This is a genomic window from Pseudomonas sp. HC1(2025) (assembly GCF_058742075.1).
In genome coordinates, this window is the sequence record NZ_CP196017.1 from 422,959 (window position 1) to 438,296 (window position 15,338).

Below are 15,338 nucleotides of genomic sequence, written 5' to 3' on the forward strand. Positions count from 1 at the left end.
GGAGACATCGGATGGCTGTTAAAAAGACTACTCAGAAAGAAGGCAGCTCTTGGGTCGGGAAAGTTGAAGAATACTCCCGCAAGATCTGGCTGGCTGGTTTAGGCGTGTACTCGAAGATCGACAGTGACGGCAGCAAACTCTTCGAGACTTTGGTTAAAGACGGCGAGAAGGCCGAGAAGTTGACCAAGAGCACAGTCGGTAAACAAGTAGATGCGGCCAAGGCGAGCGCGAGTTCGGCCAAGTCCCGTATCAGTGATGCGAAAAAGCAGGTACTGGGTACTTGGGGCGAACTTGAAGGTGCACTCGACAAGCGCCTGAACAGTGCTATTTCGCGCCTGGGCGTGCCGAGCCGCAATGAAGTGAAGGCGCTGCACAGCAAGGTCGATACCCTGACCAAGCAAATCGAAAAGCTGACCGGTGCTAAAGTCGCTCCCGTCAAAGCAGCGGCCAAGCCTGCTGCCAAGCCGGCCGCGAAAACGGCTGCGGCCAAACCTGCGGCGAAAACCGCGGCCAAGCCACTGGTCAAGGCCGCGGCCAAGCCAGCCGCTAAACCTGCAGCCAAGCCAGCGGCGAAAACGGCAGCAGCCAAACCTGCCGCCAAGCCTGCTGCCAAGAAGCCAGTAGCGGCTAAAGCTGCTGCAAAACCAGCGGCCAAGCCGGCAGCGAAACCTGCTGCCAAGCCTGTGGCAAAAACGGCTGCGGCCAAGCCGGCTGCGGCCAAGCCGGCTGCCAAGCCAGTGGCAGCAAAACCCGCTGCCAAACCGGCCGCCGCGAAGCCTGCAGCCAAGCCAGCAGCGGCAAAACCTGCGGCAAAGCCAGCAGCGAAAAAGCCGGCCGTAGCCAAGAAACCTGCAACGCCCAAGCCTGCTGTAGCGGCCAAGCCTGCAACCCCGGCACCTGCGACCAACTCGGCCACCGCGCCGACGCCCGCCGCAGCGACCCCGACTGTAACGCCGGCCACCCCGACGCCATCCAGTCAGTCCTGATTTACACGGGACAAATAAAAGCGCCCGGCCTGCAAAGGTCGGGCGTTTTTACTGGGCGCTTGCAACAGCACACCCCACATTGTTAATCGGTGTCATCCAGGTATTTGAGTGCAAAACGCTCGGTAGCCAACCGCGCCGGCATCAACAGATGCGGCGCCACCAGCATCATCACTTGATACACCGCCACCCGCACCTCGGCCTCGCGATCGAGGATGCGTTGGTAATCCAGGGAAAACAGCAGGGTCATGGTGATCTGCTCCACCAACTGCCCCAGTGCCTGGGTATCGCTGACCAACTGCCCCTCGGCCTTGAGCCGCGCCAGCAGCGAAGCCAGGGTGCGCTTGAGCGCGGTCAGCAGGTTGCGAATGCCCTTGGCTAGCTTCGGCAAGCGTCCGGCCAGGTTCGACAGGTCCTGGAACAGGAACCGATAGTGCGCCATGCGCTCGACGATCAAGTGCAGGAACAGCCAGTAATCCTCCGGTGCCAGCTGCACATCGGCCGGCGGGTCGAGCAGCGGCGCCAACTCCCCCTGAAAACGCTCGAACAGCCCCAGTACCAGGGGCTCCTTGCCATGGAAGTGGTAATAGAGGTTGCCGGGGCTGATCCCCATTTCATTGGCCACCTCCATGGTTGACACATTTGGCTCGCCCTTATGGTTGAACAACTGCAGGGCACATTCCAGGATCCGGTCGCGGGTTTTCATCCAGTCTTCTTAATCTGATCGTTGAGCTCAGCGCACTCGCACATAAGTGCCCGGCGCCGCTTCCATCGGTGGGTAGTTCTGGTTGCCCAGGGCCGTCAGGGTTTCGCGCTGCACCCCGGAGCGTTGCTGGATCCACTCAAGCCACTGCGGCCACCAACTGCCCTCGATGTGGCTGGCGTCGTAGTACCAGGCGCGGGGGTCGCTGCTCAGCTTGAGGTTCTCGACAAAATTCGCCTTGGGATTGCCCGGCGGGTTGAGGATGCTCTGGATATGCCCGCTGTTGGAGAGCACGAAGCGCTTGTCGCCGCCCAGCAGCAAGGTCGAGCGGTAGACCGCGTCCCAGGGCGTGATGTGATCGTTGATCCCTGCCACGCTAAAGCTGTCCACCGTGACTTTCTGCAAGTCGATGGGCGTGCCGCAGACTTCCAGGCCACCGGGGTGGCTCAGTGGGTTGTGCTTGAAAAAATCCAGCAGATCGCCGTGCAAGGCTGCCGGCAGGCGGGTGTTGTCGTTGTTCCAGTACAGGATGTCGAACGCCGGTGGCTCCTTGCCGAGCAGGTAGTTGTTGATCCAGTAATTCCAAATCAGATCGTTGGGGCGCATCCAGGCGAAGACCTTGGCCATGTCGCGGCCATCCAGCACGCCCTGTTGATAGGAGCGGCGCTTGGCCGCTTCCAGGGTCTGTTCGTCGGCAAACAGCATGGCGGGGCTGTCGATCTGGCTGTCCAGCAGGCTTACCAGGTAGGTGGCACTGGCGACCCGCCGTTGTTGGCGCTTGGCTTGCAGATGGCCTTGCAGGGCGGCGATGGTCAGGCCCCCGGCGCAGGCGCCCATCAGGTTCACTTCACGGGCGCCGCTGATCGCCCGGCAGATGTTCAGGGCTTCTTCCAGGGCAGCCACGTAGGTCGACAGGCCCCACTCGCGATGGCGCACGTCCGGGTTGCGCCAACTGACCATAAACACCTGCAGGCCGTTTTTCAGGGCGTACTGCACGAAGCTGTTGGCTGGGCTCAAATCGAAAATGTAGTACTTGTTGATTTGCGGCGGCACCACCAGCAGCGGCTTGGCGTACTGTTTTTCGCTCATGGGCTTGTACTGGATCAGCTCCAGCAGTTCATTGCGAAACACCACCGAGCCAGGCGTGGTGGCCACCGTCTTGCCGACCTCGAAAGCCTGCTTGGTGACCTGGCGCGGCAGGCCGTTGTTGTGCAGCAAGTCATCGAACAGGTTGCTCATGCCACGCACCACGCTGTTGCCGCCGGAGTTGAGCAACTCCTTGATCGCCAGCGGGTTGAGCAGGGTGTTGGACGGCGACACCGCATCGTTGAGCAACGAGAAGGCAAAATGCGCCCGCGCGCGGTCGTCTTCGCTCAGGCTGCTGTCGTCGATCCAATGCCGGGTCTGTTTCTGCCAGCTCAAATAAGCTTGCAGGCTGCGCCGGTACAGGGGGTTGAGGGTCCAGGTGGGGTCGGCGAAGCGGCTGTCGTGGGGGTTGGGTTCGTGCACGGTTTCACCCAGTAGTACCCGGCCCAATTGCCCACCCAATGCCAACGCATGCCGCGCGCTGTGCAGCGGGTTGCGCAAGCCATGGGCGGCGACACTGCGCAGGGTCGACAGCAGATCCCGGCCGCGCAGCCCGGTGATCGCACTTTGTGCATTGATGAACGCGGCGGGTGTAGGCGCCGGGACGTTTACGGGTCGGTCACGCATGGGTCAACACTCCTTCGTCAATTCGCCAACAAGCACGCCAATTCAGAACCATAGTCGGTTCTGGCCAAGTTGCGCGTAGGGGTCGTCCTGACCCGATACCGCTCAGGTGTTGCTATAAGGCGCCGGCTGCGGATGGATCACCGCACGCAGGCGTTCCTCCTGGAGAAACTTCATGATGATCGGTGCCACGGCTTCGGCCCGGGTGATCAGGAACAGATGGCCATCGTCGATGATGTGCAGTTGGGCATTGGGAATGCGCCAGGCCAGCATGCGCATGTTGACCAGCGGGATCAGCGGGTCGTCGTCGCCGGCCAGTACCAGGGTCGGTTGCTTGATCTTGTGCAGCCAGTGAATGCTGGTCCAGCCCAGGCCCGCAAACAGTTGCCAGTAGTAGCCCAGCTTGCCGGCCGAGCGCACCTTGCTCGCGTGTTCGGCGGCCAGTTTCGAGTCGCGGCGGAACGAGCCGCCATAAATCATCGGTGCGATACGCACCACATGGGACGGTTGGATGTAGCGCCGCGGGCTGGCCATCAGCCATAGCACTTTCGGCTTGCCGGGTACCATAAAGGCGCCGGCGGCGGTGGCGGCGAGGATCAGCTTTTTGCAGCGTTCCGGGTAGTCGTAGGCAAACTGCTGCGCGAGGGCGCCGCCCCAGGAAACCCCCACGGCATTGACCTGGCCATAGTCCAGGTAATCGAGCATGCGCGCGGTGAGTTTGGCCAGGCCGGGAAAACGATAGGGGCGGCTGGGTGTCGACGACCCGCCGACGCCGGGTACGTCGAAGGCAATCACTTCCAGGTCCGGGTCAAGAGCCTGGACGAACGGAAACACCAGCTCAAGGTTGGCGCCGATGCCGTTGAAAATCAGCAATGGCGTCAAGTGAGACTTGCCCGGTCGTACCGCCGTGCGGATGGTCTGGCCATCCAGGTCGATGGTACGGAAGATGAACGGTTGCGGCATGCTCAAGCCCTGTGAAGTGTTACTGCTGGAATGCGGCCCATGCGGGAGCAGGTGTGTGTGGGAGCGGGCTTGCCCGCGATGGCATCAACTCGGCCTGACAGATACACCGTGTTGCCTGCATCGCGAGCAAGCCCGCTCCCACCCTGACCGAGTTCCCACATTTGATCTCATTGCAATCACACAAAAGTGTGGCCTTAGCGCTCGTGAACGTATGTGCCTGGCGCAGCCTCTGCTGCTGCGTAGGTCTTGTTACCCAAAATCGTAGGGGACTTCTTGAGCTTGCCTGAACGCTCACCCACCCAGCCCTGCCAGTGCAGCCACCACGAGTCGGTATGCTTGGTGGCATTTTCCTGCCAGTCCAATGCCTTCTCGCCCATGCTCTCGCTGGTCTGGTAGCGCGCCTTGGGGTTGCCGGGCGGGTTGAGGATGCTCTGGATATGCCCGCTGCTGGACAGCACGAACTCGACCTTGCCGCCAAACAACTGCGCCGACTTGTAGCAGGACTGCCACGGCGTGATGTGGTCGTTGGTGCCCGCCAGCGAGTAGATGTCGGCTGTCACCTGCTTGAGGTCAATCGGGGTGCCGCACACTTCCAGGGCGTTGGCCCGCACCAGCGGGTTGTTTTTGAACAGTTCGATCAGGTCGCCGTGGAAGGCTGCCGGCAGGCGCGTGGTGTCGTTGTTCCAGAACAGGATGTCGAACACCGGCGGCTCATTGCCCAGCAGGTAGTTGTTGACCCAGTAGTTCCAGATCAGGTCATTGGGGCGCATCCAGGCAAATACCTTGGCCATGTCCCGGCCTTCCAGCACGCCGGCCTGATACGAATGGCGCTTGGCCGCTTCCAGGGTCTGTTCGTCGACGAACAGGGCCACCTGGGTGTCGAGGGTGGTGTCCAGCACGCTCACCAGCAAGGTCAGGGCGTTGACCTTCTTCTCGCCCAGCGCCGCGTAGTGGCCCAGCAGCGCGGTGCAGGTGATGCCACCCGAACAGGCGCCGAGCATGTTGATGTCCTTGCTGCCGGTAATCGCCGTGACCACATCGACCGCCTCTTTCAGCGCTTCGATATAGGTCGACAGGCCCCATTCGCGCTGGGCCTTGGTGGGATTGCGCCAACTGACGATAAAGGTTTGCTGGTTATTGCGCAGGCAGAAACGCGCCAGGCTCTTGTCCGGGCTCAGGTCGAACACATAAAACTTGTTGATCTGCGGCGGCACCACCAGCAGCGGGCGCTCGTACACCTGTTCGGTGATCGGCTTGTACTGGATCAGCTCCAGCACGTCATTGCGAAACACCACCGCGCCTTCGCTGGTGCCCAGGCTCTTGCCCACTTCAAAGGCGCCCATGTTCACCTGGCTCGGCATGCCGCCGTTGTGCACCAGGTCCTTGGCCAGGTGCGAGAGGCCATCGAGCAGGCTCTTGCCACCGGTTTCAAAGAAGCGTTTGACGGCGGCCGGGTTAGCGGCGCTGTTGGTCGGTGCCATGGCCTCGGTCATCAGGTTGATGACGAAGTGGCCGCGGCTGATGTCCTGCTCCGACAGGTTGCTGTCGCCGATCCAGTCGTGCAGCTCCTTGCGCCACGCCAGATAGGTTTGCAGGTAGCGTTTGTAGAGCGGGTTCTGGCTCCACGCCGGGTCATTGAAGCGACGGTCATCGCTCTCGGGGGCAAGCTCGGACTTGCCGAACACCACATTCTTCAATTCGACGCCAAAGTGGGCGACGTGCTTGACGCTGTGCAGCGGTTGCTTGATGGCCTGGGTCAGCACCATGCGCGCAGAAGCCAGTAAATCCTTTTTCCGTAATGCGATGATCGGGTTGAGCCCCAGGGTGTTTTCCGAGGCCTGGCGTTTCAAGTCATCGTTATTCTTGTTACTCATCTACGACGCTCCATTGTCCGAAAGACGAGTACCGGGTACCGCTGTGCTCCCAATTATCGAGGCACAACACAAGCCTGGTACTGCTGCTCGGGTGACCGTAAATACCGCATCGTCAAATGCAGGGAACTTGCCAATTCCATTGGTTACCCGAGTTTAATTTTTTTCGCAAGCGGGCCAATCTTTGGCCACACGGAGGGGCATTCAAGCAGATGAAATTAGAAAATGCCCACTAATGAGCAAGAGGCTTGAGTTAGAGCATCAGCTTGACGACGGACTGGCTCGGGTCGCGGGTTTTTCCGGCCGCCTTGAGCTCGGCAAGATAATCGGCCCACAGCTCGTCCTGACGTACGGCGAGTTGGTAGAGGTAGTCCCAAGTGAACAGTCCGCTGTCATGGCCGTCGTCGAAGGTCAATTTCAGTGCGTACTGCCCGGCAGGTTCGATCTTGGTCAGGCCGACATTCAGCTTGCCAAATTGCAGGATCGGTTTGCCGTGGCCCTGGACCTCGGCGGAAGGCGAGTGGACCCGCAGCAGTTCGGCGCTCAGGTGATAGACCTCGTCGGGGCCGTAGGTCAGCGAGAGGGTCTTGGAGGCTTTGTGCAGGTTGATGGCGGTAGGCAGTTTGGTCATTTGGGGAACCGCTCAGAGATGATCCTGAAGGAACCGGCTTTAAAATGTGGGAGCGGGCTTGCTCGCGAATGCGGTGGGTCAGTCACCGTTGCATAAACTGACCCACTGCATTCGCGAGCAAGCCCGCTCCCACTTTAAAGCAGAGCGGTTCCTGCGTAAGGCTTACAGGATATAACGAGACAGGTCTTCGTTCTGCGCCAATTCGCCCAGGTGGCTGTTGACGTAGTCGGCGTCGATCCTGATTGCTACGCCATTCTGCGCGCCCGCCATGTCGCCGGCGCTGAAGGACACTTCCTCAAGCAGGCGCTCAAGCAGGGTGTGCAGGCGACGGGCACCGATGTTCTCGGTCTTCTCGTTGACCTGCCAGGCAATTTCCGCCAGGCGCTTGATGCCATCCGGCAGGAACTCGATCCCCAGGCCTTCGGTTTTGAGCAGCTCGCGGTATTGCTCGGTCAGCGAAGCATGCGGTTCGCTGAGGATGCGTTCGAAGTCGCCCGGCGTCAGGGCCTTGAGCTCCACGCGAATCGGCAGGCGGCCTTGCAGCTCGGGCACCAGGTCGCTGGGCTTGCTCAGGTGGAACGCACCGGAAGCGATAAACAGGATGTGGTCAGTCTTGACCATGCCCAGCTTGGTATTGACCGTGCAGCCTTCGATCAGCGGCAGCAGGTCGCGCTGCACGCCTTCGCGGGATACATCGACGCCACCGGAATTGCCGCGCTTGGCCACCTTGTCGATCTCGTCGATAAACACGATGCCGTGCTGCTCGACCGCTTCCAGGGCCTTGGCCTTGAGCTCTTCCTCGTTGACCAGGCGCCCGGCTTCTTCGTCACGCACCAGCTTGAGCGCGTCCTTGACCTTGAGCTTGCGGTTTTTCTTCTTGCCCTTGCCCATGTTGGCGAACAGGTTTTGCAGCTGGCTGGTCATTTCTTCCATGCCGGGCGGTGCAGAGATGTCGACGCCGGCGCTTTCGGCGACTTCGATCTCGATTTCCTTGTCGTCCAACTGGCCTTCACGCAGGCGCTTGCGGAACAGCTGGCGCGTGTTGGAATCCGAGGCGGGGGCGGCGTCTTCATTGAAGCCCGTGCGTGCCGGTGGCAGCAGGGCGTCGAGGATGCGTTCTTCGGCGGCGTCTTCGGCGCGGTGGCTGACCTTGGTCATTTCCTGTTCGCGCAAAAGTTTCAGGGCGGCGTCGGCCAGGTCACGGATGATCGACTCGACGTCGCGGCCCACATAGCCGACTTCGGTGAACTTGGTCGCTTCGACCTTGATGAACGGTGCGTTGGCCAGCTTGGACAGGCGCCGGGCGATCTCGGTCTTGCCGACACCGGTCGGGCCGATCATCAGGATGTTCTTGGGGGTTACTTCAACGCGCAATTCTTCGGGCAGTTGCATCCGGCGCCAGCGGTTACGCAGGGCGATGGCAACGGCGCGCTTGGCATCGTCCTGGCCGATGATATGGCGATTGAGTTCGTGGACGATTTCGCGGGGAGTCATGGACATAGTGGTGTGTGGTCCTCAAGCAGGAACAAGCCGACGGCTTATTCCGCGAGGTCCTGCTCCTCAATGGTCAGGTTGTGGTTGGTGAACACGCAGATATCGCCGGCGATACCGAGGGCGGTCTCGACGATTTCCCGGGCCGACAGGTCGGTTTTTTTCAGCAGGGCGCTGGCTGCGGCCTGGGCATAGCCACCGCCGGAACCCATGGCGATCAGGCCGTTCTCGGGCTCCACCACGTCACCGTTGCCGGTGATGATCAAGGAGGCGTCTTTGTTGGCGACGGCGAGCATGGCTTCGAGGCGGCTGAGGGAACGATCGGTGCGCCACTCCTTGGCCAGTTCGACGGCGGCACGCACCAGATGGCCCTGGTGTTTTTCCAGTTGGCCTTCAAAGCGTTCGAATAAGGTAAAGGCGTCAGCGGTGGCACCTGCAAAACCGGCGAGGACCTGGCCGTGGTACAGGCGGCGCACTTTTTTGGCGTTGCCTTTCATCACGGTATTACCAAGGGAAACCTGGCCGTCGCCGCCCATGACGACTTTGCCGTGGCGACGAACTGAAACGATGGTGGTCAAGGGGAGAGTCTCCACGCTGCGGGGCGAAAATGCCCTGATGGAACTCATATGGGGGTGGCGGGGGAGATTTCAACCGTAGGAAGGGTGCGCGGACGAGTGGTGTCTAGCGGGCCGGCACAAGCTCAAGAGCACTATAAAACCAATGTGGGAGCTGGCTTGCCTGCGATCGCGGTGCACCCGTCACTGAAAATATTGACTGATACACCGTCATCGCAGGCAAGCCAGCTCCCACATCTGATCCGTGTTGCCTGTGGCTCAACGGCTCTGGCGTTGTTGTAACAACAGGTTGCTAAAGCCCGCACCCGCCAGCTGCTTCTGGGCCACGGTCAGCTGTTCACGATTGCTGAACGGCCCCACCAGCACGCGATACCAGGTCGCTTCCTTGACCGTCCCGGATTCCACCGTCACCGTCTGCCCGAGCAGGATAATCTGCGCCCGCACCCGGTCCGCATCCGCCTGCTTGGGGAACGAGCCCGCCTGCAGGAAGAACTTGGTGACCGGCGCCGCCTTGGTAGTGGCAACCGGTGGTGCCGGCGGCGGGGTAATCCCGGCTAACGCCGCCTGGGCTCGTGCGGTGTCGATCTTGGCTGCTTCCGCCGGGGTTACCGGGGTGGTCGGCACTTGCGGCGTCGGCAGGGTTTTCTCCGGCACGGCGTCTTGCGGCACGATCACTTCCGATTCCGGCAGCAGCGTATAGAAGTCGTATTTCGGCTTCACAGGCGCGGTTGGGCTCGGCGGTGTCTTGTTCGCTTCGGCGATCTTGCTGGCCTTCTGCTGCTCCTGCTTGACCCGCTTGACGTCTTCGCCCTGGCCCGGCTCCAGTTTCATCAGGAACACGATAAACGCACCGACCGACAGGCCGATGGCCAGCCACATCCAGCCCGGGATCGGTTGTTTGGCCGGTGCCTGGTAGCGGCTGGCGCCGCGCTTGGGTGCAGGTTTTTTCTTGGCTGCCAACTTACATACGCTCCAGAGTTTCCAGGCCCAACAGTTCCAGGCCTTGCTTGAGGGTCCGTCCAGCCAGTGCGGCGAGGCGCAGGCGGCTTTGCTTTTGCGTTTCGTCGTCGGCGCTCAGGATCGGGCAGTTCTCGTAGAAGCTGGAGAACAACCCGGCGACTTCATACAGGTAGGTGCACAAAATGTGCGGCGTACCTTTCTCGCCCACGCTGTTGAGCACTTCGCCGAACTGCGCCAGCTTGGCGGCCAGGTCGTGCTCTTGCGGCGCTTGCAGGATGATCTGGCCGTCGACTTCGCTGAAATCCTTGCCCAGCTTGCGGAACACGCCCGCCACACGGGTGTAGGCATACAGCAGGTACGGCGCGGTGTTGCCTTCGAAGTTGAGCATCAGCTCGAAGTTGAAGCTGTAGTCGCTGGTGCGATGCTTGGACAGGTCGGCGTATTTCACCGCGCCGATACCCACTACCCGCGCGATATTGCGCAGCTCGGCTTCCGCCAGTTCCGGGTTCTTTTCCTTCACCAGGTTGTAGGCACGCTCCTGGGCTTCGTTCAGCAGGTCGATCAGCTTCACGGTGCCGCCGTCGCGGGTCTTGAACGGGCGGCCATCGGCGCCGTTCATGGTGCCAAAGCCCATGTGTTCCATGTGCATCGGGTGGGTGACGAAACCGGCGCGGCGCGCCACTTCGAACACTTGCTGGAAGTGCAGGGCCTGGCGCTGGTCGACGAAATACAGCGCACGGTCGGCCTTGAGCACACCGCTGCGGTAGCGCACGGCCGCCAGGTCGGTGGTGGCGTACAGATAGCCGCCGTCGGCCTTGACGATGATCACCGGCAGCGGCTCGCCGTCGGCGGTCTTGAATTCGTCGAGGAACACACATTGGGCGCCGTTGCTCTCGACCAGCAGGCCCTTGGCCTTGAGGTCGTTGACCACATTGATCAGGTCGTCGTTGTAGGCACTTTCGCCCATCACGTCGGCCATGGTCAGCTTGACGTTCAGCAGTTCGTAGATTTTCTGGCAGTGGGACAGGGAAATATCGCGGAAACGTGCCCACAGCTCCAGGCATTCCGGGTCGCCGGCCTGCAGCTTGACCACCAGGCCACGGGCGCGGTTGGCGAACTCTTCGGATTCGTCAAAGCGCTTCTTGGCGGCGCGGTAGAAGTTTTCCAGGTCCGACAGCTCGTTGCTGGTGATGGGGTTCTCTTGCAGGTACGCCATCAGCATGCCGAACTGGGTGCCCCAGTCGCCCACGTGGTTCTGGCGGATCACGGTGTCGCCAAGAAACTCCAGGACCCGCGCCACGCCGTCGCCAATGATGGTCGAACGCAGGTGGCCGACGTGCATTTCCTTGGCCAGGTTGGGGGCCGACAGGTCGATGGCCACGCGCTGCAGGGGGCCGGCCTTGCGCACGCCGATCTTGGCGTCGGCCAGGGCGGCGTCCAGGCGTGAAGCCAGGGCCTGGGTGTTCTGGAAAATATTGATAAAGCCTGGGCCGGCGATTTCGGCCTTGCTGACCTGTGGGTCGGCCGGCAGTGCGGCAATGATTTTTTCCGCGAGGTCGCGCGGTTTCATGCCCGCAGGCTTGGCCAGCATCATTGCGATGTTGCTGGCGAAGTCGCCGTGGGTCTTGTCTCGAGAGTTTTCCACCTGGATCGCCGGCGTCAGGCCTTCAGGCAACACACCTTCGTTGACGAGTTGGGTGAGGGCTTGTTGGATCAACTGGCGAATTGTGTCTTTCATGGTGTTCTCTTTCGACCGCAAGCGGCGGTGCGCGATGCGCAGGTGGAAAAACTGGACATTATCCGGTGCGCGGGCGGGCTTGCCAACCTTCAAGGTCCGTTACTGGACCTGCGGGCCTCATCGCGGGCAAGCCCGTTCCCACCTTTTGATGTGTGAATACCGTCAAATGTGGGAGCTGGCCTGCCTGCGATAGCAATTTATCTATCAGTACAAATCCACCGGATCGACATCCAACGACCATCGCACCTGTCGCCCGCTGGGCATTTGCTCCAGCGCAAGTAACCAGCTACTTAATAGCCGATGCAGCGGTGCGCGGGCGGTGGCTTGCAACAGGAGCTGGGCGCGATAACGTCCGGCGCGGCGCTCCATCGGTGCTGGCACAGGGCCCAGCAACTCGATGCCGCTCAGACCCAGCTCACCGAGCAAACGTTCAGCGGCGCTGCATGCCTCGTCCAGGAAACCTTCGGCCTGCCCCGGTTTATGGGCCTCGGCGCGCAACAGCGCAAGGTGCGCAAAGGGCGGCAAGCCGGCGGAGCGACGCTCGCTCAACGCCTGCTCGGCGAAGGCGAAATAGCCTTGTTCTGTCAGTTGAATCAGCAGGGGGTGGTCGGCCAGGTGGGTCTGGATGATCACTTTGCCAGGCTCTTCGGCGCGCCCGGCGCGGCCTGCGACCTGCACGATCAGTTGCGCCATGCGTTCGCTGGCGCGGAAGTCCCCGGAGAACAGCCCGCCGTCGGCATCCAGGATCGAGACCAGGGTCACCCGTGGGAAGTGATGGCCTTTAGCAAGCATCTGCGTGCCGACCAGGATGCACGGCTGGCCTTTCTGGATGGTGGCGAACAGCTGGTTCATCGCATCCTTGCGCGACGTACTGTCGCGGTCCACCCGCAGTACCGGGAAGTCCGGAAACAGAATCCCCAGGCGTTCCTCGGCGCGCTCGGTGCCTGCGCCCACGGGCCGCAGGTCGACTTTTCCGCATTGCGGGCAGTGGCGCGGGACCCGCTCCACATGGCCGCAGTGATGGCAGCGCAGCTCGCCGGAGCGCTGGTGCACGGTCATGCGCGCATCGCAGCGGTTGCACTCGGACATCCAGCCGCAGTCGTGGCACAGCAGGGTCGGCGCAAAGCCCCGGCGATTGAGGAACACCAGCACTTGCTGGCCGGCCGCCAGGGTCTGGCCGATGGCTTGCTGCATCGGCCCGGAGATGCCGCTGTCCAGTGGCCGGCTTTTCACATCCAGGCGCAGGAAGCGCGGTTGCTTGGCGCCGCCCGCGCGCTCGTTGAGGCGCAGCAGGCCGTAGCGCCCGGTGTAGGCGTTGTGCAGGCTCTCCAGGGAGGGCGTGGCCGAGCCGAGCACAATCGGGATGTTTTCCTGGCGGGCGCGCACCAGGGCCAGGTCGCGGGCGTGGTAGCGCAGGCCTTCCTGCTGTTTATAAGAGCCGTCGTGTTCTTCGTCGATGATGATCAGGCCGGGATTTTTCATCGGCGTGAACAGCGCCGAACGGGTGCCGATAATAATGTCGGCCTCTCCGTCCCGGGCGGCCAGCCAGGATTCCAGGCGTTCGCGGTCGTTGACGGCCGAGTGCACCAGGGCGATCCGCGCATTGAAACGCTGCTCGAAGCGCGCCAGGGTCTGGGGGCCGAGGTTGATCTCGGGGATCAGCACCAGGGCCTGCTTGCCGGCCTCCAGGGTTTCGCGGATCAGTTGCAAATAGACTTCGGTCTTGCCGCTGCCGGTGACGCCGGCCAGCAGGAACGCGTGGAAGCTGTCGGCGCCGGCGCTGATGGCCTCAAACGCGGCGCGTTGTTCCGGGTTCAGTGGCAGTTCCGGTTGTGCCAGCCAGTGCTCGTGGCGCTCGCCGGGGGCGTGGCGGCGGATTTCCACCTGCACCAGGTCCTTGGCCAGCAACAGGTCGAGGCTGTCCTTGCTCAGCATCAGTTTGCTCAGCAATTGGTGCGCCACGCCATGTGGATGCTGCGCCAGGGTGGCCAGGGCCTCGCGCTGGCGCGGGGCGCGGGCGATGCGCGGGTCGTCCAGGCGCGCGCCGGGCGTTATCGACCAGAAGCGCTCCTGGCGGGTCTCGGCCAGCTCGCCCTGGCGCAACAGCACTGGCAACGCCCAGCTCAAGGTGTCGCCCAGGCTGTGCTGGTAATACTGGGAAGTCCACAGGCACAGCTTGAACAGCGACGCCGGCAGTGGCGGCGTGGCGTCCAGGATGGCCAGGGCCGGCTTGAGCTTTTCTGCCGGCACTTCGCTGTGGTCCGCCACTTCGATCAGAATCCCGATCATCTCCCGCCGGCCAAACGGTACGCGCACGCGCATCCCCGGCTGCAACTGCGACCTTACGACACCCGCAGGCGCCCGATAATCGAAGAGGCGGCGCAGGGGCGAGGGCAGGGCGAGGCGCAAAATGGCGTCGGGCACGCGGGAGGTTCTCATATGGCAGACGGTGAAGAAGGGCGCGAGCCTAGCAGACCCGCAGGGGAGTGTCCTGCCACAGTTTCTGATGAAAGGGGGCATGGCGGCGCTTGCGTGATTAAAAAGCTCTGGTAGAATCCGCGGCCTAATTACGTGCGGTATTCGACAATAGTGTCGAGTGGCGGCACGCTAGCCTGAGGAAGACACCATGAAAGCCGATATCCATCCAGCGTACGAAACCATCCAAGTTACTTGCAGCTGCGGCAACAAGTTCGAAACTCGTTCGAACCTGTGCAAGCCACTGGGTACTGACGTATGCAACGAGTGCCACCCGTTCTACACCGGTAAGCAGAAGACTCTGGATACTGGCGGCCGTGTACAGCGCTTCGCCGACCGTTTCGGTGCTTTCGGCAAGAAAGCTCCAGCTGCTGCAGAGTAAGGTTCGAAAGCCTGATGGGCTTTTACCTGCTTATGAAGAAGGCGTCCCTTGTGGGCGCCTTTTTTGTGCCCGCGATTTGGCTGTCGGCCGCCCAGGCCGAGGTGTTTTGCCCAGCGCCGGCCTCGGTCAGCGCCGTCGAGGTGCAGCGCGTGGTGGATGGCGACACCGTCCGTCTCAAGGACGGGCGCAGTGTGCGCATGATCGGCGTCAACGCCCCGGAGACCGGCAAGAAAGGCCGCCCGGACGAGCCATTCGCCGTGGCCGCGCGCCAACGCCTGCAAGGGCTGGTGGATGCCAGTGGTGGCCGGGTCGGCTTGGTGTCGGGTCGTGAGGGCAAGGACCGTTATGGGCGAACCCTGGCGCACCTTTATGGGGCCAGCGGTGCGAATCTGGAGGCGCAACTGCTCGCCGAGGGCCTCGGGTTCCTGGTGGCGGTGGCGCCCAATGTCGATCTGGTCGCCTGCCAGCAAGCCGCCGAGCGCAGTGCGCGGGCGGCCAGGTTGGGTCTGTGGCGCCAGTCGCCTGTGCAGAAAGCCGGGCAAATCCAGCAGTCGGGCTTCGCCGTGGTCAGCGGGCGCGTGAGCAAGGTCGAACGCAATCGCGGCGGGATCTGGATCGAATTGCAGGACTCACTGGTATTACGGGTTGCACCCAATCTGGTCGGGCAATTTGATAACGCCCTGCTCAAGCGCCTGCAAGGCCAGGAGGTCGAGGCTCGTGGCTGGGTGCTGGACCGTTCCCGACGTGGTGGCCTGAAAAGTGGCCAGGCACGCTGGCTGCTCCCCTTGACCGATCCCGGCATGCTGCAATTGGCACAATAAGAAAAAATTGTAGACATTTTTTCAGTCGATTGTGA

13 protein-coding genes are annotated in these 15,338 nt (G+C 62.0%); 3 read left to right on the forward strand and 10 right to left on the reverse strand.

Features of this window, described 5'->3' with window-relative positions:
• The first annotated feature begins 11 nt into the window (after positions 1–11).
• Positions 12–986: a phasin family protein gene (locus tag ACSSVH_RS01795; RefSeq protein ID WP_492634001.1), complete on the forward strand. Its 975-nt coding sequence runs from the start codon at positions 12–14 to the stop codon at positions 984–986.
• 82 nt (positions 987–1,068) lie between these two features.
• Here the strand turns inward: ACSSVH_RS01795 and ACSSVH_RS01800 are convergent, their stop codons facing one another.
• From ACSSVH_RS01800 to ACSSVH_RS01845, 10 genes are all read right to left on the reverse strand, one after another.
• Positions 1,069–1,689, reverse strand: a complete 621-nt coding sequence (locus tag ACSSVH_RS01800) for a TetR/AcrR family transcriptional regulator (RefSeq protein ID WP_432754928.1) — start codon at positions 1,687–1,689, stop codon at positions 1,069–1,071.
• Positions 1,690–1,716: 27 nt separating this feature from the next.
• Entirely contained in the window at positions 1,717–3,399 is a 1,683-nt protein-coding gene (phaC, locus tag ACSSVH_RS01805) for a class II poly(R)-hydroxyalkanoic acid synthase (protein WP_169952408.1), read from the reverse strand.
• A 102-nt stretch (positions 3,400–3,501) separates the two neighbouring features.
• A complete protein-coding gene (gene phaZ, locus ACSSVH_RS01810; RefSeq protein ID WP_029296035.1) occupies positions 3,502–4,359 on the reverse strand; it encodes a poly(3-hydroxyalkanoate) depolymerase in 858 nt (285 codons plus the stop codon).
• 194 nt (positions 4,360–4,553) lie between these two features.
• Complete coding sequence (gene phaC, locus ACSSVH_RS01815; RefSeq protein ID WP_169952406.1) at positions 4,554–6,233, reverse strand: class II poly(R)-hydroxyalkanoic acid synthase; 1,680 nt, start codon at positions 6,231–6,233, stop codon at positions 4,554–4,556.
• Between the two features lie 250 nt (positions 6,234–6,483).
• Positions 6,484–6,861: a gamma-butyrobetaine hydroxylase family protein gene (locus tag ACSSVH_RS01820; RefSeq protein ID WP_169952404.1), complete on the reverse strand. Its 378-nt coding sequence runs from the start codon at positions 6,859–6,861 to the stop codon at positions 6,484–6,486.
• 162 nt (positions 6,862–7,023) lie between these two features.
• On the reverse strand, positions 7,024–8,361 hold the full coding sequence (hslU, locus tag ACSSVH_RS01825) for an ATP-dependent protease ATPase subunit HslU (protein WP_492634002.1): 1,338 nt from the start codon (positions 8,359–8,361) through the stop codon (positions 7,024–7,026).
• Between the two features lie 38 nt (positions 8,362–8,399).
• Positions 8,400–8,930 (reverse strand): ATP-dependent protease subunit HslV, encoded by a 531-nt coding sequence (gene hslV / locus ACSSVH_RS01830; protein ID WP_017738857.1) that lies wholly within the window; start codon positions 8,928–8,930, stop codon positions 8,400–8,402.
• Positions 8,931–9,185: 255 nt separating this feature from the next.
• The gene (locus tag ACSSVH_RS01835; protein ID WP_029296044.1) at positions 9,186–9,887 is read right to left on the reverse strand and encodes an SPOR domain-containing protein; all 702 of its coding nucleotides are present in this window, start codon (positions 9,885–9,887) and stop codon (positions 9,186–9,188) included.
• Position 9,888: 1 nt separating this feature from the next.
• Positions 9,889–11,625 (reverse strand): arginine--tRNA ligase, encoded by a 1,737-nt coding sequence (argS, locus tag ACSSVH_RS01840; RefSeq protein ID WP_169952399.1) that lies wholly within the window; start codon positions 11,623–11,625, stop codon positions 9,889–9,891.
• Positions 11,626–11,829: 204 nt separating this feature from the next.
• Positions 11,830–14,049, reverse strand: a complete 2,220-nt coding sequence (locus ACSSVH_RS01845) for a primosomal protein N' (RefSeq protein ID WP_169952397.1) — start codon at positions 14,047–14,049, stop codon at positions 11,830–11,832.
• Between the two features lie 202 nt (positions 14,050–14,251).
• Here ACSSVH_RS01845 and rpmE point away from each other — a divergent pair, with 202 nt between their 5' ends.
• Together rpmE and ACSSVH_RS01855 are read left to right on the forward strand one after the other, a co-directional pair.
• Positions 14,252–14,482: a 50S ribosomal protein L31 gene (gene rpmE, locus ACSSVH_RS01850; RefSeq protein WP_029296053.1), complete on the forward strand. Its 231-nt coding sequence runs from the start codon at positions 14,252–14,254 to the stop codon at positions 14,480–14,482.
• 14 nt (positions 14,483–14,496) lie between these two features.
• Positions 14,497–15,303 carry a thermonuclease family protein gene (locus ACSSVH_RS01855; protein ID WP_492634003.1) on the forward strand — a complete coding sequence of 269 codons (807 nt, stop codon included), beginning with the start codon at positions 14,497–14,499 and terminating at the stop codon, positions 15,301–15,303.
• The last annotated feature ends 35 nt before the right edge of the window (positions 15,304–15,338 follow it).

Coding starts and splice junctions, on each gene's coding strand:
- ACSSVH_RS01795 (WP_492634001.1), top strand. CDS start 12: ATGGCTGTTAAAAAGACTACTCAGAAAGAAGGCAGCTCTTGGGTCGGG.
- ACSSVH_RS01800 (WP_432754928.1), bottom strand. CDS start 1,689: ATGAAAACCCGCGACCGGATCCTGGAATGTGCCCTGCAGTTGTTCAAC.
- phaC (WP_169952408.1), bottom strand. CDS start 3,399: ATGCGTGACCGACCCGTAAACGTCCCGGCGCCTACACCCGCCGCGTTC.
- phaZ (WP_029296035.1), bottom strand. CDS start 4,359: ATGCCGCAACCGTTCATCTTCCGTACCATCGACCTGGATGGCCAGACC.
- phaC (WP_169952406.1), bottom strand. CDS start 6,233: ATGAGTAACAAGAATAACGATGACTTGAAACGCCAGGCCTCGGAAAAC.
- ACSSVH_RS01820 (WP_169952404.1), bottom strand. CDS start 6,861: ATGACCAAACTGCCTACCGCCATCAACCTGCACAAAGCCTCCAAGACC.
- hslU (WP_492634002.1), bottom strand. CDS start 8,361: ATGTCCATGACTCCCCGCGAAATCGTCCACGAACTCAATCGCCATATC.
- argS (WP_169952399.1), bottom strand. CDS start 11,625: ATGAAAGACACAATTCGCCAGTTGATCCAACAAGCCCTCACCCAACTC.
- rpmE (WP_029296053.1), top strand. CDS start 14,252: ATGAAAGCCGATATCCATCCAGCGTACGAAACCATCCAAGTTACTTGC.
- ACSSVH_RS01855 (WP_492634003.1), top strand. CDS start 14,497: ATGGGCTTTTACCTGCTTATGAAGAAGGCGTCCCTTGTGGGCGCCTTT.